At 37.3% G+C, this 23540-nt stretch carries 19 protein-coding genes; 15 read left to right on the forward strand and 4 right to left on the reverse strand.

The features are described from left to right. The first annotated feature begins 4 nt into the window (after nt 1-4). Complete coding sequence (locus Q5760_RS09205) at nt 5-826, forward strand: methyl-accepting chemotaxis protein (RefSeq protein WP_428911887.1); 822 nt, start codon at nt 5-7, stop codon at nt 824-826. A 381-nt stretch (nt 827-1207) separates the two neighbouring features. Here the strand turns inward: Q5760_RS09205 and Q5760_RS09210 are convergent, their stop codons facing one another. Both Q5760_RS09210 and Q5760_RS09215 read right to left on the reverse strand, forming a co-directional pair. Then, nucleotides 1208-1549, reverse strand: coding sequence for a DUF1048 domain-containing protein (locus tag Q5760_RS09210; RefSeq protein WP_428911888.1), 342 nt, complete (start codon nt 1547-1549; stop codon nt 1208-1210). A gap of 16 nt (nt 1550-1565) precedes the next feature. Beyond that, nucleotides 1566-1892 carry a PadR family transcriptional regulator gene (locus Q5760_RS09215; RefSeq protein ID WP_428911889.1) on the reverse strand — a complete coding sequence of 109 codons (327 nt, stop codon included), beginning with the start codon at nt 1890-1892 and terminating at the stop codon, nt 1566-1568. Nucleotides 1893-2311: 419 nt separating this feature from the next. Here Q5760_RS09215 and Q5760_RS09220 point away from each other — a divergent pair, with 419 nt between their 5' ends. Next, a complete protein-coding gene (locus Q5760_RS09220) occupies nt 2312-3760 on the forward strand; it encodes a LysM peptidoglycan-binding domain-containing protein (RefSeq protein ID WP_428911890.1) in 1449 nt (482 codons plus the stop codon). Between the two features lie 328 nt (nt 3761-4088). On the opposite strand, the gene Q5760_RS09225 is transcribed toward Q5760_RS09220, so the two are convergent. Then, the gene (locus Q5760_RS09225; protein ID WP_428911891.1) at nt 4089-4568 is read right to left on the reverse strand and encodes a hypothetical protein; all 480 of its coding nucleotides are present in this window, start codon (nt 4566-4568) and stop codon (nt 4089-4091) included. A gap of 374 nt (nt 4569-4942) precedes the next feature. On the opposite strand from Q5760_RS09225, the gene Q5760_RS09230 reads away from it, so the two are divergent. Beyond that, nucleotides 4943-5911 carry a rhodanese-related sulfurtransferase gene (locus Q5760_RS09230; RefSeq protein WP_428911892.1) on the forward strand — a complete coding sequence of 323 codons (969 nt, stop codon included), beginning with the start codon at nt 4943-4945 and terminating at the stop codon, nt 5909-5911. A 92-nt stretch (nt 5912-6003) separates the two neighbouring features. On the opposite strand, the gene Q5760_RS09235 is transcribed toward Q5760_RS09230, so the two are convergent. Then, the gene (locus Q5760_RS09235; protein ID WP_428911893.1) at nt 6004-11133 is read right to left on the reverse strand and encodes a LysM peptidoglycan-binding domain-containing protein; all 5130 of its coding nucleotides are present in this window, start codon (nt 11131-11133) and stop codon (nt 6004-6006) included. Between the two features lie 219 nt (nt 11134-11352). Between Q5760_RS09235 and Q5760_RS09240 the strand changes: the two genes are divergently transcribed. The 12 genes from Q5760_RS09240 (at nt 11353) to Q5760_RS09295 (ending at nt 23533) form a co-directional block, all read left to right on the forward strand. After that, a complete protein-coding gene (locus Q5760_RS09240; protein ID WP_428911894.1) occupies nt 11353-11673 on the forward strand; it encodes a hypothetical protein in 321 nt (106 codons plus the stop codon). A 130-nt stretch (nt 11674-11803) separates the two neighbouring features. Further along, entirely contained in the window at nt 11804-12865 is a 1062-nt protein-coding gene (locus tag Q5760_RS09245; RefSeq protein ID WP_428911895.1) for an NlpC/P60 family protein, read from the forward strand. A 1106-nt stretch (nt 12866-13971) separates the two neighbouring features. After that, complete coding sequence (locus Q5760_RS09250; protein ID WP_428911896.1) at nt 13972-14304, forward strand: nucleotidyltransferase domain-containing protein; 333 nt, start codon at nt 13972-13974, stop codon at nt 14302-14304. Nucleotides 14305-15145: 841 nt separating this feature from the next. Then, nucleotides 15146-17212 carry a flagellar assembly protein A gene (locus Q5760_RS09255; RefSeq protein WP_428911897.1) on the forward strand — a complete coding sequence of 689 codons (2067 nt, stop codon included), beginning with the start codon at nt 15146-15148 and terminating at the stop codon, nt 17210-17212. An 18-nt stretch (nt 17213-17230) separates the two neighbouring features. Further along, a complete protein-coding gene (locus Q5760_RS09260) occupies nt 17231-17545 on the forward strand; it encodes an STAS domain-containing protein (protein ID WP_428911898.1) in 315 nt (104 codons plus the stop codon). A 138-nt stretch (nt 17546-17683) separates the two neighbouring features. Further along, on the forward strand, nt 17684-18259 hold the full coding sequence (gene folE / locus Q5760_RS09265; RefSeq protein WP_428911899.1) for a GTP cyclohydrolase I FolE: 576 nt from the start codon (nt 17684-17686) through the stop codon (nt 18257-18259). 11 nt (nt 18260-18270) lie between these two features. Continuing rightward, a complete protein-coding gene (locus tag Q5760_RS09270; protein ID WP_428911900.1) occupies nt 18271-19089 on the forward strand; it encodes a 6-carboxytetrahydropterin synthase in 819 nt (272 codons plus the stop codon). Between the two features lie 2 nt (nt 19090-19091). Beyond that, nucleotides 19092-19793 carry an SDR family oxidoreductase gene (locus Q5760_RS09275; RefSeq protein WP_428911901.1) on the forward strand — a complete coding sequence of 234 codons (702 nt, stop codon included), beginning with the start codon at nt 19092-19094 and terminating at the stop codon, nt 19791-19793. 12 nt (nt 19794-19805) lie between these two features. After that, the gene (locus Q5760_RS09280; protein ID WP_428911902.1) at nt 19806-20780 is read left to right on the forward strand and encodes an ATP-binding protein; all 975 of its coding nucleotides are present in this window, start codon (nt 19806-19808) and stop codon (nt 20778-20780) included. Then, nucleotides 20761-21825, forward strand: coding sequence for an alpha/beta hydrolase (locus Q5760_RS09285; RefSeq protein WP_428911903.1), 1065 nt, complete (start codon nt 20761-20763; stop codon nt 21823-21825). Before Q5760_RS09280 ends, Q5760_RS09285 begins: the two co-directional genes overlap by 20 nt. Beyond that, nucleotides 21822-22061, forward strand: coding sequence for an acyl carrier protein (locus tag Q5760_RS09290; RefSeq protein ID WP_428911904.1), 240 nt, complete (start codon nt 21822-21824; stop codon nt 22059-22061). Before Q5760_RS09285 ends, Q5760_RS09290 begins: the two co-directional genes overlap by 4 nt. Further along, nucleotides 22058-23533 (forward strand): class I adenylate-forming enzyme family protein, encoded by a 1476-nt coding sequence (locus tag Q5760_RS09295; RefSeq protein ID WP_428911905.1) that lies wholly within the window; start codon nt 22058-22060, stop codon nt 23531-23533. Before Q5760_RS09290 ends, Q5760_RS09295 begins: the two co-directional genes overlap by 4 nt. Nucleotides 23534-23540 lie beyond the last annotated feature (7 nt).

A 23540-nucleotide genomic window follows, 5' to 3' on the forward strand; every position in this document is an offset into this window, starting at 1 on the left:
TAAAATGAACAATAAAATGAATACTTTACAAAACCTAATTTCAATAATACCTATATTAAAAACAGCAATACCCGCAGATCTATCAATAGCCGTATGTGATTTAGAGAAGTTTATTGCCTATTTTCCTGGAGAAAATATCAATCTACATATTAAAGTAAACCAAACGTTAAACCCAGATGAGCCACTTTCGATCGCTTTAAAACAGAATAAATTTCTAAAAGATCATGTTCCTTCAGAATTTTATGGTTTTGAGTTTACGGGAACGGCTACTCCTTTACATGATGATAGAGGAAATGTGATAGGAGGGATAGCAGTTCAGCTAAGAAGACAAACGGAGTTAAGGTCGATAGCAGACCAAATACTAAACTCTTTATTACAGGCAAATGAACAAATCAAAATGATATCAAGTGGTTCAAATTCCCTTGCTGATTATTCACAGAAGGTATTGCTTCAATCTCATTCTACTGGTGAGGATGTAAATAAATCATCAGAAGTTCTTGAAATCCTTGATCATGTTGCGAAACGGACAAACTTACTTGGCTTAAATGCGGCAATTGAGGCAGCCCGAGTTGGAGAGATGGGACGTGGCTTCGGAGTTGTAGCGAATGAGGTTAGAAAGCTATCAAATGAGACGGCTGCTTCAACAAAAGTAATCGATGATACCATGACGAAAATTCGTGAATCCATGAATTCCATGGAAGGATCTATAGAAAAGATTACCGACATCGGTGAAAAACAAGCGACATCAACAAAACAAATTGTAAACTTTATGGAAGAAATTCAAGAAATGGTCGAAAAGCTAAATCGATTTGCTAATAAATTATGAAACAGAGGGACGGTTCTCGTGTTTCATTTTGAGAAAACATAAAGCTACAGATAGATAACCTTCAAACTAGACATCCAAAGCTTTGTCCAAAAAGATGAAACACCAGAGTAGTTCCACGTTTCAAAAAAAGGATAGCCGTAGTTTTAAAAAATGGGCTGTCCTTTTTGTTTTCAATGAAACTTATTACGAAATATCGTAGTAGTTAAACAGCTTAATATGCTGTTTTCCGAGCAAAGCTTCTAATAGTAATAACTAAATAATACGGATCAGGTGTAGTACATAACCTTCAAAAACCAAACTTCTAAGAATAATAGGTATTTAGCAATGAAACACATGAGTAATCGACAAGGAACAGGGCCTTGTCGATTACTAAGATTCGCTTTAGCCACGACGACCAATTGTATCGTTCAACTTCGTTCGGTACTTGTCCTTCCAAGTTTGTGAGTCCTTTACTAGTTCGTCGCAGAAAGCAGCTACATCCTCACCTGTGAGGTCAGTTACTTGTTTTCCCTCTGCTGCCCCTTCCTCTAGGAGGTCTAGAATGGCGTCAAAGATACGTTTGATATCCTTCCAGTCCGTGAGACCACCAGTGCTATACATATATTTTTTGATTGCATTATAAGCGTTACGGTACTCTTCTGGAAGTGCTTTTCCACGCGCCTCCATTTCCTTCCATTCCCGTTTATCATCTAGACTGCCTATGATTTTTTCAAAAATACTCATATGATTGTTCCTCCTTTTAATTTTCTTTGTTTTTGAGTTCGTTAATTTTGCTTGAGACAAATTCCCACTTTTTCCAAAAAAGTTCAAGTTGTTCTTTACCCTTGGCATTGAGTTTATAAAATTTTCTAGGCGGTCCCATAGTAGAAGGTTTTTTCTCAATGTCCACTAAATTATTTTTCTCCAGCCTTATTGTAATCGTATAAACTGTGCCTTCAACAATATCTGTGAAGCCTAGTTCTCGCAGCTGTTGTGTGATTTCATAGCCGTATGTTTCGCCACGGCTGATGATTTCAAGCACACAACCTTCAAGTAGACCTTTCAGCATTTCTGTAATATTTTCCAATTTTTCCTCCCGTTTTTTTCACGATATGATCTTATGCAACTGTCATCACAGGTACTCTGTGTTACTGCTATTTAGTATTACTTATTACTGGTATATAGTAATACAGAATAGTGTATCTTGTCAATAACAAGTGAGTTAGAGGAACAGGTCCCTCGACTCACGGACATCCCAAAAATGAGTCAAGAAACCTGACCCTTTGACTCAATGTTTATGATGAAAAATAACTATTTCAAATGGATGGTAATCCTTACTTTTTATGGATAATAATGGTTAATAAGGATGATTTTTCCTTTTTTTCGACATAAACAGACAGAAAGTGACATATAGCTACGAATTCTATAATAGAAGCAAAAATTTATTATTTGGTAGCATGAAAGAATTTTTGTTATTAAATGACAGAATAGGAGATTTTTACTATCATGACGAAAGAATTATTTGAAAACGGGAAATTAGTATTAGAGAGAAAAGAAACTCATGGGAAAAGAAAACGTAGCAATATAGAACCGGTTTTCTCTTCAAGAATGGAAAAACGGGAGTATGATCATTCCAATAATCTTTTTGATATACAAAATGTTATAGATATTAAAGGCTTTCTTAATGACATAAGAGATAATTGGAATACATATGTTTCACAAATGAACCACTGGATTCAAAAAAATCCAGTAAAGAAACTAGTAGTGACTGGGATTTTTACAATAATTCTTGGTTTGAACACACTTTCAACGAATGCAGCAATGGTTGAGGAATATACATATCAGGTTAAAAATAATGATAAAATCGGAAATATCGCTAGGGATCATGGGGTTACAGTCAAACAAATAATTGAGGCTAATGGAATAACTTCGATTTGGGAAAAGAAGATTCTTTTACCGAAAGTACAAGATAGGGTGGTAACAGCTTCAATACTAAATGTCCGTTCCCGTCCGAATACAGACAGTAGTATTTTTACAAAATATAAAAAAGGGGATGTCGTTAAGGTTTCATTTGAGGAAAATGGCTGGGCTGGTATTCTGATTGAAGGTAGAATTTATTATGTTAGTTCTGACTATCTTACAAATAAAGAAGGGATGAAAGCTAACACCACCACACGTTCAGCTGTATACGTGATTAAAAGCGGTGATACTTTCACGAAAATTGGCAGAGCGTTAGGTGTCGCTCCCTCTACGATTCAAAAGCTAAACTCAACAGTGGATCCAACAAAACTGAAAATCGGTCAAAAAATTAATGTACCTGCAACCGTTTCAACAGGTTCTAGTAAAGTTGAATCGCAGGAAAAAACGATGTATGTAACGGCATCTTCATTGAGAGTAAGAGAATCAGCATCTACTAACAGTTCAATCGTAGGAAAGCTAAAATTAAATGATCCTGTTTCTGTAAAAACCGTAAAGAATGGGTGGGCTGAGATTGATTTCAATGGCAAAGCATCGTTTGTTAGTGAATCCTATTTAACGGATAAAAAACCAGTATCAACTAAAAATGATATCGGTAAAAGCACCCAAAATAATTTATCAGAATATGTGATTAAACGCGGTGATACATTCACGAAAATTGGTAGAACGTTAGGTGTCTCTCCCTCAGTTATTCAAGAACTAAATCCAGCAGTGGTACCAACAAAACTGAAAGTAGGACAAGCGATTAAGATTCCTAATGCCGAAGCTACTTCTTTAAATCACATAAATGTAGTAGCTCAAATCGTAGGTCTAGAACCTGGAGCTTTTTATTTTATCACGTCCGATGGAAAAACCTATGCTGCCGGAGCATCCGATCATTTGATGCATGAAGTATCCCAACAGCAAGGGAAAACCGTAACCCTTACGCTGGAAGTAAAAAGAGGTCAACAAAAGACGTTAATTTCGTTAAAATCATGAGTCAGAGGGACAGGTCCATTGGCTCATGATCGAGCAACGGTAATCAACAAGTCAAAGGGATTTGTCGATTACTGGTTTTATGTATTATTGAAAGGTGGTCAATCACAATAGGATTAAACTAAACAAGAATGTTAACCATGTTTAATCCGTTCTCAAGCTAAATAGCTTGTCAATACTAAAATCATCCCGTGAAACCTTATATGAAACAAGACTTTTCGGGTGGTGACAGTGGTACCAAAAGAAGAAAAAGAAGATAAAAAAGAACAAACCACCAACTTTATACAAATTAAGTGGTTTGTCTATTTTTCTTTGTTAATATCAATGAAGATTATTTGATGTTTGCTACATTGGGATTGAAAGGAGAAAACATTCCATCAGGGTTTGCCTGCCAAACCCAAGCATGTAAAGCAAAAGAATCAGGGAAAGGTCCATTATCGAAGTCTTGACCAAATAATGATGGACGCTCTCCACCAACAGTCATGTATTCAACAGCTACCAGCTTATATCCACCATTTTTTTTAGGTTCGTAAACAAGAACTTCAGGTGCGAGTGGGTCAAGGCTACCGTTATCAAAAAGTAAATCTTCTCTTACTAGATGAACTCCCATGTTTGGAACTAGAAAGTAATCAGTTGTATACCCTTCCTCAAAAGCTACGTTAATGTCATGATATTTAACTGTTGCTTTCCGGACATCTGAAAGTTGTTTTGATACATCTGGACCATAGGATTGTGCTCCAACCACAGTGGCAAATCCGAAAATCAATAAAAAGGCAACGGCTAAGAACATAAAAAATCTCCTATTTTTCAAAAAAACCTCTCCTTTTCAATGCACTAAATTTTGTTCTTTATATTATATAAATTAAATCTTGATTAAGAACATTTTGGTTATCTGAAAAGTTAACTAAAAAAATGGCATAGATTCATTAATAAGGTGTGATGGCTTTTTCCTTATTAAGCTCATGCTCTATGAGTCAGAGGTCCCTCGACTCACGGACACCCCAAAAATTAGTCAAGGAACCTGTCACCTTGACTCATTGTAAACTGAAAGGAGATTAATCGCATTGGTCACTAAAAATCAGACACAAGTTGAAAGCAATTTTTACTTTAGTAATATTGAAATAGTGTATACTATATAAATACCTTGATAGGTAAAATCTTAAAAGCAGGCAGGAGAAAAACATCATGAACGATTCATATAGAGTGTTACTTTATTATAAATATGTCCATATCGATAATCCCGAGGAATTTGCAGTGCAACATCTAAAGTTCTGTAAGGAGCTAGGTCTTAAAGGCCGTATCCTTGTGGCTGAGGAAGGGATAAATGGGACTGTTTCTGGGACAGTTGATCAGACGGAAGAATATATAAGGGTGATGCACGAGGACCAGCGCTTTTTTGATATGGTTTTCAAGATCGATGAAGCAGATGGTCACGCATTTAAAAAGATGCATGTCCGTCCAAGGCAAGAGATTGTCACGTTGGGGCTTGAGGATGATGTCAATCCGAATGAAGTGACAGGAGAATATCTTGAGCCGAAGGAATTCTTTGAGGCAATGCAGAATCCCGAAACAGTTGTCATTGATGCACGCAATGATTATGAGTATGACCTTGGCCATTTCCGTGGCGCAATCCGTCCAGATATTAAAGCATTTCGCGATCTTCCGGAATGGATCAGGGAGAATAAGGATCAGTTTAAAGACAAGAGAGTGCTTACCTATTGCACAGGAGGCATTCGCTGCGAAAAATTCTCTGGCTGGCTTGTGGAGGAAGGCTTCAAGGATGTTGGCCAACTTCATGGTGGGATAGCCACTTACAGTAAAGACCCGGAAGTAAAGGGGCAGCTTTGGGATGGCAAGATGTATGTTTTTGACGAGCGGATTTCTGTGCCAATTAACCGTGTAGAACATGTTGTTGTCGGAAGGGACTATTTTACAGGCGAGCCATGTGAGCGCTATGTCAATTGCGCAAACCCAGAGTGCAACAAGCAGATCCTGACTTCAGAAGAGAACGAACACAAGTACCTTCGCGGATGCAGCCCTGAATGTCGCGTCCATCCTAGGAATCGATATGTAAAAGAACATGGCTTAACAGAAGAACAGGTAGCCCAACGGCTACGCAAGATTGGCGAAGAAGATTCAGTTAGCCACAGCTAATCACTAAATTGGTGGGTCAGAGGGGCAGGTTCCTCGACCCACGGAGACCCCAAAAATGAGTCAAGGGACCGTCCCCTTGACTCACCCTTGACTCATGTTGTTATCCTCAATACTTGTCCAATCGAAAGAATATCGCTTGTTAATCCATTATCGGTTTTAATCTCCGACACAGAGGTTCCAAACCGTTTTGCAATCGAATAGAGAGTATCTCCTGAAACCACGGTGTAGCTTTGTATGGTTGGCTGACTAACTGCTGTAGTTGGAACCCTTAAAGTCTGCCCAATAGCGAGAAAGTCGGAGGTTAGTCCGTTCTCGGCTTTGATGGCGGTAACCGAAGTTCCCAATTTTTTCGCAATCGAATAAAGCGTATCCCCGGACCCCACCGTATAAATAGTTGGCTGAGGTACAGCAGGAGTAGGTGCCGGTGACACAACAGTCTCAGGCGCTGGCTCAGTCTCAGGTGTTCCCCCGGATTCAAGCCCAGTCTCTGGAGTTGGAACAGGTTCATTAACGACATCCCCAGGAATCATACCAGAATCCGTTACAGGAACAGCTTCTTCATTCTCAACAACCGAAGGAATCCTCAAAGTCTGCCCAACATAAAGATTATCCGAAGTTAACTGATTTAACTCCTTCAGCGCACTAATCGTAGTCCCAGTCCGACTCGCAATTAACCACAAACTATCTCCAGCTACAACGGTATAAACTGAATCATCGCTTGCGTCTTGATCCACCTCAACACTTGATGGAGGAGCAGTACTAACAGGCACGGTTGTTGGCAGAGTCGTAGCGAATTGGTTCCATACTGCCTCTGTTTCCTGACCAATACTCCAGTTTCCGACCCCACGCAATCCATACTGTTCAACAAGAGCGAGCTTTCCACGAATTGATTCATCATTATCGAACCAAATCGTATAAGTCCCAGGAGCAAGCGTGGTTCCGCCAATTACGGCTTTTGGATCACCTGCCTTAATGGTAATCATAGCTTTCGGCGTCTGACTCCGATCGTCCCAAATGATTTCACCATTATATTTCTCAACCAGCTCCTCGACCTGCCAATTGGAGATCCCAAATCCTCCGTAGGATTGCCCCTCAATCCAGTAACGCCCAAAATGGGAAATTCCCATCACAATTTTATCCGTTGGAACCCCTTGGTTAACAGCATATTGAATCGATCGCTCCACCCAAGGCACACTTGCAACCGGTCCCGCTTGACCGCCAGGATAGCTCTCATCATAGCTCATGATCATTAAATAATCAGCGTACTTTGCCAAATTATTGTAATCGTAGGAACCGTGCCAGCCTTGTGACCAGCCGTTCGGGTTGGCTGCGACCGCAACGGAAACTTCCTTATGGGCAGGAATCTTTTCCCGAAGCAACCGAACAAACTCTGTATAATCATCTCGATCTTCATCTGTTACATTTTCAATATCAACATTGATCCCATCCAAATTATAGCGCCATACGGCATCCGCTATTTGTGTCGCAGCCAGCTCTTTATTGGCAAGCATCGCGCGACCGACAGAGCGGTTCCAATGGTTGCTTAAAAACGGTACGACACGAATCCCTTGCTTATGCATGCTTTCGATAAAATTTCTATCTATACTCGGGGTCAGTTTCAGAGTCCCATCCGGATTAATATCAAAATAACTCGGTGACACCGTGTTTACCGAATGCGCCGTCTGACCTGCTAAATCCGTATAGCCCGACGTATTAAAATACATATATCCAAGGTTCACCACTTCACTCGCCGTAACAGGCAGCTGAAGGGTTTGTCCCGTTTTAATGGCATCACCAGAAAGATTGTTCAAAGACCTCAAAGCATCAACGGTCGTGTTATACCTTTTTGCGATCATATTTAGATTTTCCCCGGCTGTCACCGTATGACTGTATAGGTCGAACGTAACCGCCTCGCCGCTATTACCAGCCACATCTCTTTGTGAAACCGTTGCAGAAGCCACCGATCCCGTGACTGGCACCCGAATCGAGTAGAATCCTGTATCATCAGCAGTTGAAGTAACCGTTTGCACCTCATCGCCATTTTCGTTTAATAAGCGAACAAGGATCGTCGCCCTTGGCTCGGCACGACCAATGATGGTAAAAATAGAGCCTTTACTGTCAAACGAGAATCCATTTTTCGAAACAAAGAGGTCGTCAACGACTGTATCTTTTGTCAAAATGGTGGATTGTATCGTACTGGTATTACCTGCAAGGTCTGTTTGTGTTAAGTCAACTCTCAAGGACCCGTCTTTGAAACCAGATAAATTAAAGTTCTCGGTAAATCGACCATCTACCACATTGGTGAACTTCGTAACGGTTGTGGTTCCATCACTGATGACAACGGTAACGGATGAACCATCTGCTGCACCAGTTCCAGAGATCGAAAAGGCATGTTGATTCTGGCTGTTTACATACTGTCCAATATCCGATAAGACCGTTTCTGGAGCGGTAGTATCTTTGAGAAGGGTAATCGGTTCAATGTCACTTAAATTACCCGCAGCATCCTTTGCCTTAAATGAAACGGTGACGTCCCCATCTTTTAACGTGCTCAAATCAACAGGAATTGAAAAGGTTCCAGTAGCGTCAGTTGTAAAAGATTTAGTAATGTCGATCGTTCCATCTGAAATGACCATTTCCACCGTAATCAGTGGTTCGGCCTTCCCACTTAACAGGTAATTGGCAACATTCCCGCTAAATATGGTCGGCGGAGAATCCAAGGTCACCGATGTTGGACCGGTTGTATCTTTAAGCAAGGTCTTCGTCGTCAATGGACTAACATTCCCAGCAAGATCTTCTTGCGAAAGCTGGAATACAACATCTCCATCTTGAAGGGAGGAGAGGTCAATAGGAATTCTGTACTCTCCATTTTTGTCCGTTTGGACCGTCGTCTCCAATCCACCGGCAGAGGTGTCTTTGTCGTTAAATGACCGAATCCTAATCTCCGCATTAGGTTCACCTTTTCCGGTTAACAAATAGGCACTTTGATTTTCTTCGTTAATAAATTGATTGTTATGGAGAAGCGGTGCTCCTGGAGCAGTCGCATCTTTGCTTAGTTCTATTGAACCGACCTCACTTTTAATGCCTGACCCGATTGTTTGGGTCGCAGTCACTCTTATCGTTGAATCAAGAAGGGAGCTGAGATCGGTATTGACATGGAACTCACCGTTAGGGTTACTGGTTGCCGTAGCGACAATCGGTGAATGAACCCCATCTGAAACGGTAATTTCAATCGACGAATCGGGTTGAGCGTATCCAAATATGGCATAATTGCTGGCATTTTGACTGTTGATTACGTCAGTACTTTCAATGATAGGCGGTGAGATACTTGTTTCTTTTGTAAGGGTCGTGCTTGTCACTTCACTTTTGTTACCAAAAGAATCAATGGTCTGTGAAGTGAGGGTCAATGCACCGTCATTTAAGGAAAGTAAATCAACATTTGTTCGGAACTCACCAGCATCATTAGCATTTGCAGTAGCGGTCACAATTGGATGAATACCATCTGATATCGTCAACTCGACGGTTGCTCCCGGCTCGGCAAGGCCGAAGATTGTATAATTTCTTACATTTTCAATGGTGACCGGCATTTTATTATCAATGACTGGGTTCGCTGAAACCGTATCTTTTGTGACTGTACGGATCGTTTCATCACTCGTGTTACCAGATCGGTCGACTGCTGTTACGCTAACCAACATGTTTCCATCGTTTAAGGAACTGATATCCAATAACGTATGAAATTCACCGCGTTCATTTGCGATAGCTTGTTTCGCTATTGCCCGATTGAATCCGTCAGAAATTGTGATTTTCACCGTTGCTCCCGGCTCAGCTGTCCCCGTTACGGGGTAGGAGAGTGACGTCTGTCCGTTCAATTCATTTGCAACGTTAAGCGTCGGTTTGGCAGTCGATGTATCTTTTTTAATAGAAGAAAGCCCTTCCGTACTTGTGTTTCCTGCTGCATCTGTTGCAGTGGCCGTAATGGTGATGGTCCCGTCTTTGAGACCTGCTGCATCCATTTTTGCCGTGAATCTCCTATCATTATCGGCCGTCGTTTCAAGCGTAATTGGCGTGCTACTGCCGTCACGTAAGGTCAGGGTAATGGTTGAGTTTGCTTCAGCATTCCCAGTGATGGAGAAGTTTTTTACATTCATAGATGTGATCGTTTCCGATTGTGCAATGACCGGGGCAGATGGCGCCACTGTATCTGCGGTCGGTTCAGGCGGTGTAACGGATTCACTTTCCGTAATTTGCAACTCCTGTCCAATATAAAGGTTTGTCGATGTTAAGTTATTTTGTATCATGATTCTATCAACTGTAGTTGCGAATCGATTGGCAATACTGTACAGCGTGTCCCCGGCAACAACACGGTAAGAAATTGTTGTTTGGCTAGGAGATGGCTCTGTTACGGTTTGGTCATTTGTCGTAGGTTCCGTCGTGTTTGGATTGGTTGATCCATTGGTTGGAACCTTTAGTACTTGCCCAATATAAATGTGATCGGAAGTTAATCCATTAAGTGAGCGGATGGCATCAATCGTTGTACCGAACTTTTGGGCGATGATGAACAGGGAATCTCCAGCAACTGCTGTGTACGTACCATTTTGTTCTGGTTCGGTTGGTGCTGGCGTAGGTGAAGTGGTCACCACCGGAGTTGTAGTTCTATAAATTCTTAATTTTTGTCCTACAAAAATCGTAGTGCTTGTTAGCCCATTATCTGTACGAATCCTTTCTGGAGACGTATTGTTTCTTTTCGCAATGCTATACAGGGTATCACCGGGTACCACCGTGTATGTATAAAAAGGAAGATTTAATTGTTGTCCTACAAATATACTGTTAGATGTTAGGTTGTTAACAGATTTAATCAAATCAACTGTAACATTAAATTTTTTTGAGATTCCATATAAGGTATCACCAGGCTGTACAAGATACACATCATAAGTAGTGGTTTGTTGCACTTGCCCTGATGTGGATGAAGCATGAGCCCCCATTATAGAGGTACCTAAATAAATAGTCGAGACAAGCACAGTTCCCACCATGACCTTCGCTACAGATATCTTCATATGAGGAAACTTTTCTCTAACCAACAACTGAATTTGTTCCTGCACACTAGCTGTATTCTTCCGCAACCTGCCTAACTCGGAAGAAAACTCCTCCATTTGTGGATCCAAATAGACTACCAATGTATAAGCATCCTGCTGCTCCAAACGAAGCTCATATCTCAAAATATCCATTAATCAACACCTCGACATTTAAACTGTCCTCAGAAACGATATTTCATGCATGAGTTAGAGGGATATGTCCCTTGACACACGGAAAACTCAAAAAATGAGTCAAGGATCCATAGCCCTGTGTTTTTTTAGAATAGAAAGGGGAGATGTAGATGGTTCTCTATGAAGATGGAGTATTGATAGAATTCAAATGACGGAACAGAAATTTCAATAGACAAAGTAGTGAGAGCGTTTTTTACAGTATCCAGGTCACATGTATATAAGCTTCGTATTTCAGATGGCACTCTTTTTGGATACATCAAAGCGGATGTTGACCGAGAGAACTACTTTGAAATTGTAAAGATACTGAAACTTATCAAAGAACAGTATCCCAAAGCTAAATTAAGTAGATTAAGTAGAAAAATCGTGGAGAACGAAAATCAATGTGTGGTGAAAGGAAGATTTTGGTTTGCTACTATTATGGAAACAAGTAAGTTAGTCCTCCTTGGATTTGCTTTGTTTACTTTCATCACTGGGATCTTAACTGGACAAATTGAGTGGTAACTAGAGGTTTCCCCTCTTTTTTATTTGGGTTCTTAACGGTATAAAATGAATGAAAGCTGAAAAAAAGAATAAAAAACAAAGTCGAAAGGAACTATATGCTCAAACGAAAAAAATATTAAAGGAGATAGACATGAGAAGACAAAAACTTCTACGAATGATAACGGTCCTTATGTTAGTCTTTGGTATTTTTATGAGTGGGGCTATAACTACTAATGCACAAGTAGAGAGAATCCCGACAGCAGGAGTTTTTATCAATGGGAAAGTGGTAAATGGGATTAATCCAGTTAAGGTAGATGGAATTTATTATTTACCTTTTACACAACTAGCAAAAGCTCTTGGATACAACCACATCAAGTTTGACAAGAATACACTGACGTATGAAGTCACAGATGGTTCAACCATCATTCGAGCAACGATGGGAGGGACGAGGGCGAAGAAAGGGAACGAGTATGTAAACATTAAGCCTCCTCTCTGGATGGATGGAATAGGCTATATTTCGCTACATGCTGGTGGGGCCTTGTTCAACTCTTACATTACTTTTAAAAAGGAGAACGGCTCCATTCAAATAGAAAATCCTGCAACGAAGTACATCGTTCATGCAGGAGATACATTATATAACATTTCTCGCATTCACCATACAACGGTCAATGAGCTGAAAAAAGTAAATAATCTTACATCAAATATCATCAAAGATGGGCAAGTCTTAAAAATCCCTGATAGTGGCTCACCAAAAGAAATGGAGCCAATTAAAGAAGAAGGGATAGTAAGAAATGTAAATGAGGAACTCAATGCGGATATTCAAAGACAAAATATTATCACAGAAGCAAAGAAATACATTGGAGCAAAATATAAATGGGGAGCAACATTAGCAGATGCCCCGAATTTATTTGACTGCTCCTCTTATACGCAATTAGTATTTAAAAACAACGGGATTACTCTTCCAAGGGTTTCCAGAGATCAAGCGAGTAAGGGTGTTGCTGTTCCTACAGCTAATTTAGAAGTCGGAGATTTGATGTATTTCACTATGAAAGATCAATATACAGACGGAAGAGTGGCCCATGTTGGTATTTATATGGGTGACGGGAGCATGATACACGTTTCTACATCAAAAGGAGTTATCATTACGAGCGATGTTCTCAATAACTCCTATTGGTCAAAGAATTATCTATTTTCAAAAAGAATTATTCAGTAGCTTTAAAATTTAAACCAGGATTAAGGGAGAACGTCAAAGGGCGTTCTCCTTTTTCACTAGGTTTTGTACTCCAAGTAGGGGTATATCTACTCTAATAGACATAATTATACGGGTATAAAAAGGTTTTTATTCACAAGTCAAGAATTAGACAAAGATTTGACAAATCGCAATACATGAGTATATGGGAATGAAAAAGCTCAAATAATATTACCTATTATCAAGAGAAAGTATTCTCATATATTAACCTTGCTTAGGAACAAGGAAACACATAAACAATCTGTAGATGTATGTACAGACATTCTAATGAAAATGCATGAGAAAAAAGAAGTTGATTTAGAAACAATAGTAGCAACTTTAAACACCATACGCTTTACCAATGGTGAAAAGAGATTGTGCTTCCGTATCCAGATGTATTTGACATTAAATCGAAAGAAATTCCCAATTTCAAAAGTCTTTACAATACTTCTACTCTTTTAAAGTATGGGAACTATCTTCAACTTTTATATTAACGAATAATTATATTAAAAAATTATAGTGATTATTAAAAATAGTAAAAATAAAGATAACCTTGTTGTTCGCTGAACTAATGGATATATATAAAAGGTAATAGCGTGGAATACTATGAAAAAGTTCTGGATTCCGGGAGTGACTCACGATATTTAAAGGAGCATATATAATCTTTTTAACTGTTACTGTATGAAACATGATATTTTTGCTAATTAATCTCTTCTATCGCTTCTATATAAAATTATTTAAAAGTAACAAGGATTAAAAAATCTGAAAAAGAAACAGGAAGGAGAAATTAAACTGTGCTCAAGCATTTAACTTAATACTATAAAAAGGTGCTAGGTAAACGTGTAGACTGTATTCATTACCCATATGATAATTTGGTTTATTGACAAGCATCTTTCTCTTAAGATAGGGGAAAGTCTCCTCAGATTATAAATCTAGAGGCAAGAGGATTTGAACGCTATACACAAGATAAATTAAAAACGAGCAGTAGAGTATGTGATTACCTTGTCGTAAAAACCCATAACAAAAAAGCGCTCCTTTTGGATTCTTAGAGAGAATAATCACAAATTTACTTCGGCTAGGAGGCACTTGTAGTGATAAATCAAAAAAAATTAAGCCAAATCTTTTATAAAGTGGCTCAACATATTACTTATCAATTTAACAGATATAATCGAATTTTTCATCCAACAAAAATTTGTTTAGTTGGAAGTAGAGTTAGAGGAACTAATACGGATTCTGCAGATATTGATGTAGCTATCCAGTATAAAGGCGAACTTAAAGAAGATGATGTATTTAATTTACTTCATAAAAAGCCGTTAATTATAGACGGTTTAAGGGTCGATTATATTCCATATAATGAATCGAAAGGGAATCGTATTGACAATTATACAAAACAGATTGTCTTATTTGAGGATTCATCCAATTGAACAAATATATAAAATAAAAAACTATTGTAAAATAGACTTTTCCTGTTTAAAAGTCTATTTTTTGTTTTTGACCGATCTGTAAGTCTGAGCTTATAACCGGATCTTAAATCTCAATACTCCATTTTCCTCCTACTGCAGTCCAATTGGTGTTTACGAAATAAAAATTTTATTAATACCCATTTAAAAATTTAGGAAATTACCTAATTTTAGTTTTGGTTTCTTTTACTAAAGAAATGTTTAGATATTCCTATTCTATTATTTGTGCTAACTCAAACTCTTCTGATTTACTAGTTAACTAGTCTTGAATTCGATGGCATTCAAGTTGAAGAAGAAAGTTAATTAACAAATATGTTCTATTCCTTCTGGCAACTACCTCAATACCTAAACCCTTTTCAAGAATGATAAGAATAGGTTATGTTACTTTCATTTGAATCCAAAAATACTCTCTAATCTCTCGTTTTTTCAAATCTAAAAAATGGGACCATTTAGCACTAAAAAGGGATAGATTAAATTTTTGCATTATTGAAAACAGGAAAGGGTTCCTATATCAATAATGAACAAAAATGATTAATAGGAACCTTATCCTGTTTTCTGCTTTCTGTTTAATAAGAGTATACGGTGATACCCATTTAACTTATTTTCTAGCATAATTTATTTAAATAAAGAAACAACTCAATTAAAAGGTAATGGACCGAATGGATGAAGAGTTCGGAAAAGGCTATCTATTAGGGAATCCTAAAATTGTTAAAAAGCAAAAGCTTCATATGGCATTCAACATTCAATTTATGTAGGTGGTTTCATTCGAAAGTTTTCCACTTTATTTCAAGGATAGGTGATGTAGATGGCTCAAACGGTTGTATCAAAAGGAAAAGATATTAAACAAGCCATTAAACTAGGGTTAGATATTTTAGGGATTAAGCAACAGGAAGCGGCGATTGAGATTGTTCAGCAAGAATCAACTGGATTCATTGGCCTACTTTCAAAGCCAGCTATTGTAAAAGTAACAAAAAACGTACAGATAAAAAAACAACATAACCATGATTCGATTGAATCACTGATTAATCAAATATTACCGGAAAAGGTCGCTAATCAAAACCACCTGACAGATAAAAATATGCATGAAGTGCAAGAGCTTTTCACAGCTCAAGAAGTAGATGAACTTGAAGGTAAAGTGTGGGTTCAAAATGGCAGAATTTTTTGCAAACCCTCTAGGCTTCATTATCCTACGATTACTGTTGGAAAAGGTTTGAAATTATTAAAAAATCATGAACCTGTTGTGGGAACAACGATTGTAACCTTCGAGGATCAGTTTGACATTGAAACAGTGGAAGAAGTAAAGAAAACAAAATGGAACGTGACTATGGATTCCGATAAACTTAATGTTTTATTACATATCCAACCTGGAACACGAATTACGTATCAAATAAAAGATATGGAACCGAGCGACCATCTAAATTTAGAGGCAGAAGAGAATATAGAGGTTCATAATGAATTAACCTATAAGGACGTATTATCCAAGCTCGATGAGTTACGGGTTATTCATGGTTTTAATCACAGTGAGATTATGGAAGCCGTCAATAGTAAAAAAGAGGCTAATTTTATCATCGTAACAGGAATAAAAACGAAAGATGGTCAAAATGGTAGATTGGAGTTGACCGTCGATATTGATAAACAAGTGGGTCCAAAAGAGAGAAAGGATGGAACGGTTGACTTTCGAGAAATTGAAAAAATCCCTACCGTACAGAAAGGTCAAGTCATAGCCTTTATTCATCCACCGATCCCCGGTATTCCTGGTACAACTGTGACGAACGAACCTATACCACCCAAACCAACACACTCTCTTATCATTCAAACTGGAAAAGGAATCTCTTTAATTGAAAATGATTCTAAAATTGTGGCAACGGAAACAGGGCGCCCTTTTATTAGACAAGAAGGTTTACTGGTAAAAGTATCAGTTATTCCTAAACATATTCACCCTGGGAATGTAAACATGATGTCAGGTAATATTCATTTTAAAGGGGATCTTGACATTCTTGGAAATATTGAAGAAGGAATGGTAGTTGAAGCAGAAGGGAATATCTCGGTTCTGCAAAATGTCTACTCAAGTACGGTAATCTCCAATAGTGCGATTTCCATTAGGGGTAATGCAATCAGTAGTTCTATATCTGCAGGTAGGCATAACATTTTTACTTCGGAATTAGTCTATTTTTTAACCATTATTCAAGAACAAAACCAGATGATGCTTAAATCTATTAAACAATTAATAAACTTACCTGCTTTTAAAATGTCTGATTATGATCAAAAAGGATTAATGCCGTTAATTAAATTATTGTTAGAAAAAAAGTTCAATATCCTATTACACACTACTAAACATTTTATTGAAATTACGAAAAAAGGAAGTCACGTATTAGACAAAGAGTGGATCACTTTATCTGAAGAACTAAGACTAAGTTTTCTATCTTCTGTCATGAATGAATACCATACACTCAAACAATTGACTCTATTACAAACCAAGATTACAGAATTAATTGAGCGATTTAGTACTGAAGACGAAGAATGTTTTGTGAAGCTACAGTACACACATAATAGTGTGATCTATTCTGCCGGAGATGTTCTTATTCAGGAAAAAGGCTGTTACAGCTCCAAAATACACGCAGGACGAAAGTTAATCATAGATGGTGTTTTCCGTGGTGGTGAAGTGTATGCGAGGTCTGAAATCACTATTAAAGAGTCAGGATCACCTGGGGGTGTCGTGAGTAAAATAATGGTTCCATCTAATGGAAAAATTAATATCGATCATGTTAGAGAAGGGACTATCATCCGAATTGGTAATGCAAAACATACTTTTCAACAAGAACATAGAGCCATCCGCGCCAGATTAAATGAGAATAACCAAATTATTTTTTGATAAGAGGAGTTTTAAGATATGTTTTCATATGAATTGAACTTAAAAGAAAAACATGCATCGATTGAATTTAAAGGCGATCTTGATATAGAGGTAACGGAGATATTTGAAGAGATCTCTGAAAAACTAAAACCCTTTTCCCATATCCAATTAGATATGAACGAAGTACCGTTCGTGGATTCAACAGGGATTGGATTACTGATTAATTTAATTAATACGGTCAAGCAGAATGACAAATTTATGGAAATACACATTACTAATATTCAACCTTTAGTTAATGAGGTTTTTGATATCCTTCAACTAGATGAGATTATCGGCAAAGACATTTTTAAGTAATGTAAACAGTCCGGAAAAAAATTAAAAAATAAAGATGGCATATTCTTGGGAACAAGCGGGGCTTTATACCTGTATATTTTGTATCTTAAAGCCCGTCTATTCTATTGTAACTTAAATTAATGGGGAGGAGAAAATGGTATGACATTTCAAATCGAGGTAAATAGAGTATTACTTGAAAATCATATTCACGAAATATTGGGCTTAATAGGAGAAGATACAACAAGAGAGGGATTAGTGGATACACCCAAACGGGTGGCAAAAATGTATCAAGAAGTTTTTGCAGGTATAGGGATTCCTCCTGAAACAGCTCTTACCACTACTTTTGAAGAAGATTATGAAGGAATGGTTGTCGTAAAGGATATATTTTACTATACATTCTGTGAACATCACCTGATCCCTTTCTTTGGAAAAGCCCATATTGGATATATTCCAAATGGTAGAGTAGTAGGTTTAAGTAAGTTTGCTCGTCTTGTGGAACTGGTTTCCAAACGCCCTCAAGTGCAAGAAAGAATGACGCAGCAAATTGCCGACGCGATTATGAAGGTATTAGAACCAGAAGGCGTGATCGTTAGTGTTGAAGGTCAGCATCTTTGTATGTGTGCAAGAGGAGTAAAAAAGCCGGGAAGTTCAACTGTTACAACAGTGAAAAAGGGAGTTTTTAAAATAGATACATCGTTAGTAGATGAATTTGAACGAACTATATTAAGAGATTAGGGAGGTATTCCATGATTTATTTATCAAGAAAAATGTACTTTTCTGCTGCACATTTTTACCGAGTTGAGGAATGGAGTGAAGAACAAAATCGCAGGATGTTTGGTTTATGTAGTCATGTACATGGTCATGGTCACGATTATACATTAGACGTCATGGTAAAAGGAGAATTAAACTCCAAATCGGGTATTGTTGTGAACATTACAGATATTGATTGGGTTATGAAGTCAGTTGTTCGCAAAGAATTAGACGGTAAATTCTTAAATAAAGAAAATCCATTCTTCCAAACAAAAGTCCCTACAACTGAAAATATTGTTTCTTATCTGTGGGATTCTTTAGAGGGGAAAATGGAAAATTGCCAACTTTACAAAATTCGATTAAGAGAAAATGATTTCTTATATGCAGAAAAGGAGAGTTCTTCCATGGTTCGTTTAACAAGGAAATATCATTTTAGCACGGCTCATCGTTTACATAGTAATCAATTAAGTGATGAGGAAAATCTTGAATTATTTGGTAAATGCAATAATCCATATGGGCATGGTCATAACTATTATCTAGAAGTAACGGTTAGTGGGGAACCGGATCCTATAACAGGAATGGTCGATAACTTATCCACGTTAGATCAAATTGTGGACGAAGAAATTATGAATAGATTTGATCACAAACATTTGAATTTAGATACAGAAGAATTTAAAGATTTAAATCCTACGTCAGAAAATGTAGCAGTTGTCATTTGGAATTTATTAGCTCCGAGAATCCCAAAATTATTTAAAATTGGTTTATATGAAACAGAAAAGAATTACTTTGAATACTACGGTCCAGGAGTCTATTAAATATGGGTATAAATAAAACCTTACAAGGAAAAACGATTGCGATTACAGGTTCTAGTAGAGGAATCGGCTTGGCGGTTTCTAATCTAGTAAATGAATCCGGTGGTAATTTAGTTTTAGGCAGTAGAAGTTATCAAGACCGTGTACAAGATAATAGATTGGAACTTTACTTAGATGTGACCAGGGAGGATTCGGTTAAGCACTTTTATGAGAAAGCTATTGAACAATTTGGGACTGTGGATGTGTTAATTAACTCGGCTGGAGTAGGAGTGTTTAGTAGTATCATTGATTCTTCGACTGAAGATTTTGATCGTATGATCAATGTTAATTTACGGGGGACATACCTTACATGCAAATATTTTGGTAAACATATGGTCGATACCCATCAGGTACACATGATTAATTTAGTTTCCATCGCAGGTACCATGGCTTTAACGGGATGCGGAGGATACTCAGCTTCAAAATTTGGGGTGATGGGATTAACGAAGGTGCTACAAGCAGAACTTCGTGGAAAAGGTATTCAAGTTACATCGGTAATTCCAGGCTCAGTTAGCAGCAGCTTTTGGAATGAGTTTGATCCAAAACCAGATTTGTCTCAAATGATTCCAGTTGAAAGTGTGGCTTCACACATACTCTATTTGCTCCATCAACCGCAGGGTGCATATATAGATGAAATCACTATTATGCCGCCACTTGGAATTTTATAAGGGTGGCAGTGAATGAGACGGTTTTTTGATCAATTTAAGAAGAATTCTGTAGAAATTAATCAAACTGAACAACCGTCTCTTCCTGTAGATGAATCCTACTCAGAATTAATAAAGAAAACAAATCGAGGATTCTTAGCTAAAAAAATAGGGCAATATCTTGGTTTGGATTCGTTAGAAGGAGATAAACTGTTCTACTTTTCATTATCCACTTCATCATTTAGCCATGTTACTAAATATGAAGACCAACATACCACCATCTTATATTTTTCCGAAAAAATGTTAGATTGGTATGATCAAAACCTAGATGTAGTAGAGCAAATCAAGAATTTAAATATGAGCATGATATTTCAAAATGCATTGTTAAAAGCCTATGAAATTCATCAAAAGGATTTATTTTCATCCAAACTTTTAGTTAATCCTCCAAAAAAGTCCCAACAGTCTCAGGAAGAGAAGATTGAATGGAAAATCTATCGTGATGTCATGTTTTCAGCTACCCATGGACAGTTTTTATTGATTACAGAGAACGAAGCGGCAAGCTATAAAAAAGGAAACATATTTTGTGAAGGAATAATTAAAGAAAGTTCAGACATTCCAATTAATCGAAATATGGCAAAAGAGAGTCTCGAAAAGATGGGAATTAATAAAGCTAAAATGATGAGTTGGCTGCTTGTCTTGTCAGAGGCTATAACGAATACGATTAAACATGCTGAGAATGGGAAAATGACACTGGTTGAAAATCACAGAACCAATGAGATTTACTTTATCATTGAAGATAATGGACCCGGATTTTCACTTGAAGATTTACCTAAGAAAATCTTATTAGAAGGATATTCAACAAAAAGGTCAATGGGTCAAGGGTTTACACTTATGAGGAAAATGGCAAATAAGATTTTGTTATCAACTTCTCCTTCAGGGTCAACTATTATATTAATCTTTGTAGATCGAGAAGCGAAAGTAGGAAGAGTAAATGAGGAATCGAGTGCTTAATAGACAACAGTTAACTACAATTGAAAAAACATTGTTGACAGCTAGGATATTTGATGGATTCTGGGATCGGTGGAAAGTACACGGTGTGCAACAAAACGACCTTTCTTCCATTCGGACTTCCTTTTTAACCGAAGAACAATGGGTTCAAGGATGGAAAGAACAAGCACAAGCTAAATATTTAAAAGCGAAAAGTCTAGAATTAAAAGGACTTTTTCGAGAAGCTGAAATAACATACAGAACGTCAGCCCTGTATTATCAATTGATTTCATGGCTTTTTTCGGAATGTAACCAACAAAAGCTTGAGTGGATGAATGTTAGCTTAGAGATGACTATGATAGCTGATCAGTTATCAAAGTTCAAAACCAATTATACAAGTCTTACGATTGACCATTACGAATATTTTGGAAGAGTTCGTATCCCGGCAGATTCCAAGGGAGTCATTGTTATCATTAACCCTTTAGATTCTACTAAAGAAGAGCTGTTTACGTATGAAATGGACTTTTTAGAAAAAGGGTATACCACCATCAGTATGGATGGACCTGGGCAGGGTCAGACCTACACAAAGTCAGGGTTAAAAGGAACAAAAGCTAGTTGGGAAAGATTTGTGGATGGACTTATCGACTTTGCTTATACCCAATTTTTCGGTCAGCCCATTTATTTATTCGGAACCAGTTCAGGAGCAGCATGGGCTATTTATGGAAGTTGCGATAAACGAGTTTCTAAAGTAGTGGCTGTTTCTCCAGCGTTTCGAAATGTTGAAATTCATATGCCTGACTATTTCGTTGAACGAACGAAATATGTATTAGAAGAGGATATCGTACCTAACTATTATGAATTACCGCTGAAAAGGCCCGTGTTCTTAATTCATGGAAAAAAAGATGTCATGGTAAAAGATGAAGATATTGAACAATTATTTGAAAGGTTACCAGAAGGAAAGCTTTATTTGGAATTTAGGGAAGAAGGGCATTGTTGTAATTACGAGCTGTCAACCATTCGTCAAAAAGCAACGAAGTGGTTTGAAGGAAAGTGGGGAAATAGTCTGTGAGCTTTGAGGAATTCTGCAAAATCATTTCAGAGATTTCGAAGGTACCATTAGATCAAATTCAGAAAGAATCATCCTTTCGGGATCATTTAGACGTGGATTCCTTACAGATGGTTAATTTAATACTCGAATTAACTACCATTTTAGGAATTGAAAATATCAAGATTCGGAGTAATGAAGATTTCGCAACCGTATGGAGTCTTTATCAATTGGTGATAAGTGAGGAAAACAAAATATGAATAATTTATACAATTGGATTTTCGACCAAAAACTAGATTTCAATAAACAAATCCTATCTACACAAAGTGGGAATTATACGTATCAAGATATTTACCGAGGAGTAGAACAAAATACTAATTTACTAGAAAGAATAGGAAATGTAAAAAAGAAAAGAGTAGCATTAATTGTTCCATCTGTTTTTCAATTTACTACTCTTTCTTTGGCCATTAGTAAACTAGAAGGAATTATTATTCCTTTAAGTCCACTGCTCCGTAAAGATGATTTAGTATCTTTATTGGATTTTCTAAATCCACATATTGTTTTTACAATATCCATGCATAATGGATTTCATTTAAGTGAGACTGTGAGAGACTGGGCTTTGTCTAGTCATAAAGATAGGATTATTCTTACCCAAGAAGAGAACGAAGAATGGAGCATATCAAATATTTCAGGTGAAAAGAACCCACTAGAAGAAGTGAATATTCAGATTCTTGGATGCACCTCAGGTAGTACGGGCATGCCTAAAGGGATTGTATATGATGTTGATTTTGTTAAAAGGGTAGACGATGGAATTAAAGTAGGTTTGCATATGAAACAAAATGACAAACTATTCCTTATTGCTCCAGCAACTGGGGTGTTTGGCCTTGCTTGGATTTTATCTAGTTTACATTCACAAAACCATCTTGTCATTCCGGAGAATTTTAATTTTCTAGAAATCATACAGTTGTTTGAACATCAACCTAGTGAAAAATTAATTACTACTCCATCGTTATTTAAGGCATTTGATCTATATTGTAAATCCCTTAATAAATCAGTAATCAATCAGGTGTCCCTCCTGTGTGTGTTTGGAGAAATGGTTACGCCTCAGTTCATTAAGACTTATTCTGATTTACATGCTAAAATAATGAGCTTTTTAGGAATAACTGAGTTTGGGACTGTAATGTATACCGAAGAAGACATTCGAAATGGAATAAGTTGGACACTTCTGCCAAATGTTGATTACAAATTAGAATCTCCTAATGAGGAAGGGATAGGTGAACTTTTATTTAAATGTGAATCTCCTTTTTTAGGGTACTATAATCGACCAGATCTAACAAATGAGGTCTTTAAAAATGGCTGGTTCTTTTCTGGAGACCTAGGTAGAGTAACACCAGAGGGGAAAATTGAAATGATGGGTCGAAAAAAGGATATGATTAAAAAAGGTGGTCAACAAGTCATACCAGGAGAAATAGAGAGCTTTTTAACTAAATATCCTGGGGTACATAGTGCTGTGGTAGTTGGAGTTCCACATCCTGTATTTGGAGAACAAATTGTTGCGTTTGTTCAAAAAGATAATGAACTTACAATAAATGATCTATATGAATATTGTAATAATCGTATTGCGCGATATAAAATTCCCGATCAAATTCTAACGATAGATGAATATCCTATGATCCAAGGGAAAATTGATAAAGTAACCCTTCGAAAAAAAGTAACAATCAATCATGAATAAAGGGGTG

It is taken from the genome of Niallia sp. Kr1 (assembly GCF_050389805.1).
In the GTDB taxonomy this organism is placed as follows: Bacteria; Bacillota; Bacilli; order Bacillales; family Cytobacillaceae; genus Bacillus_BD.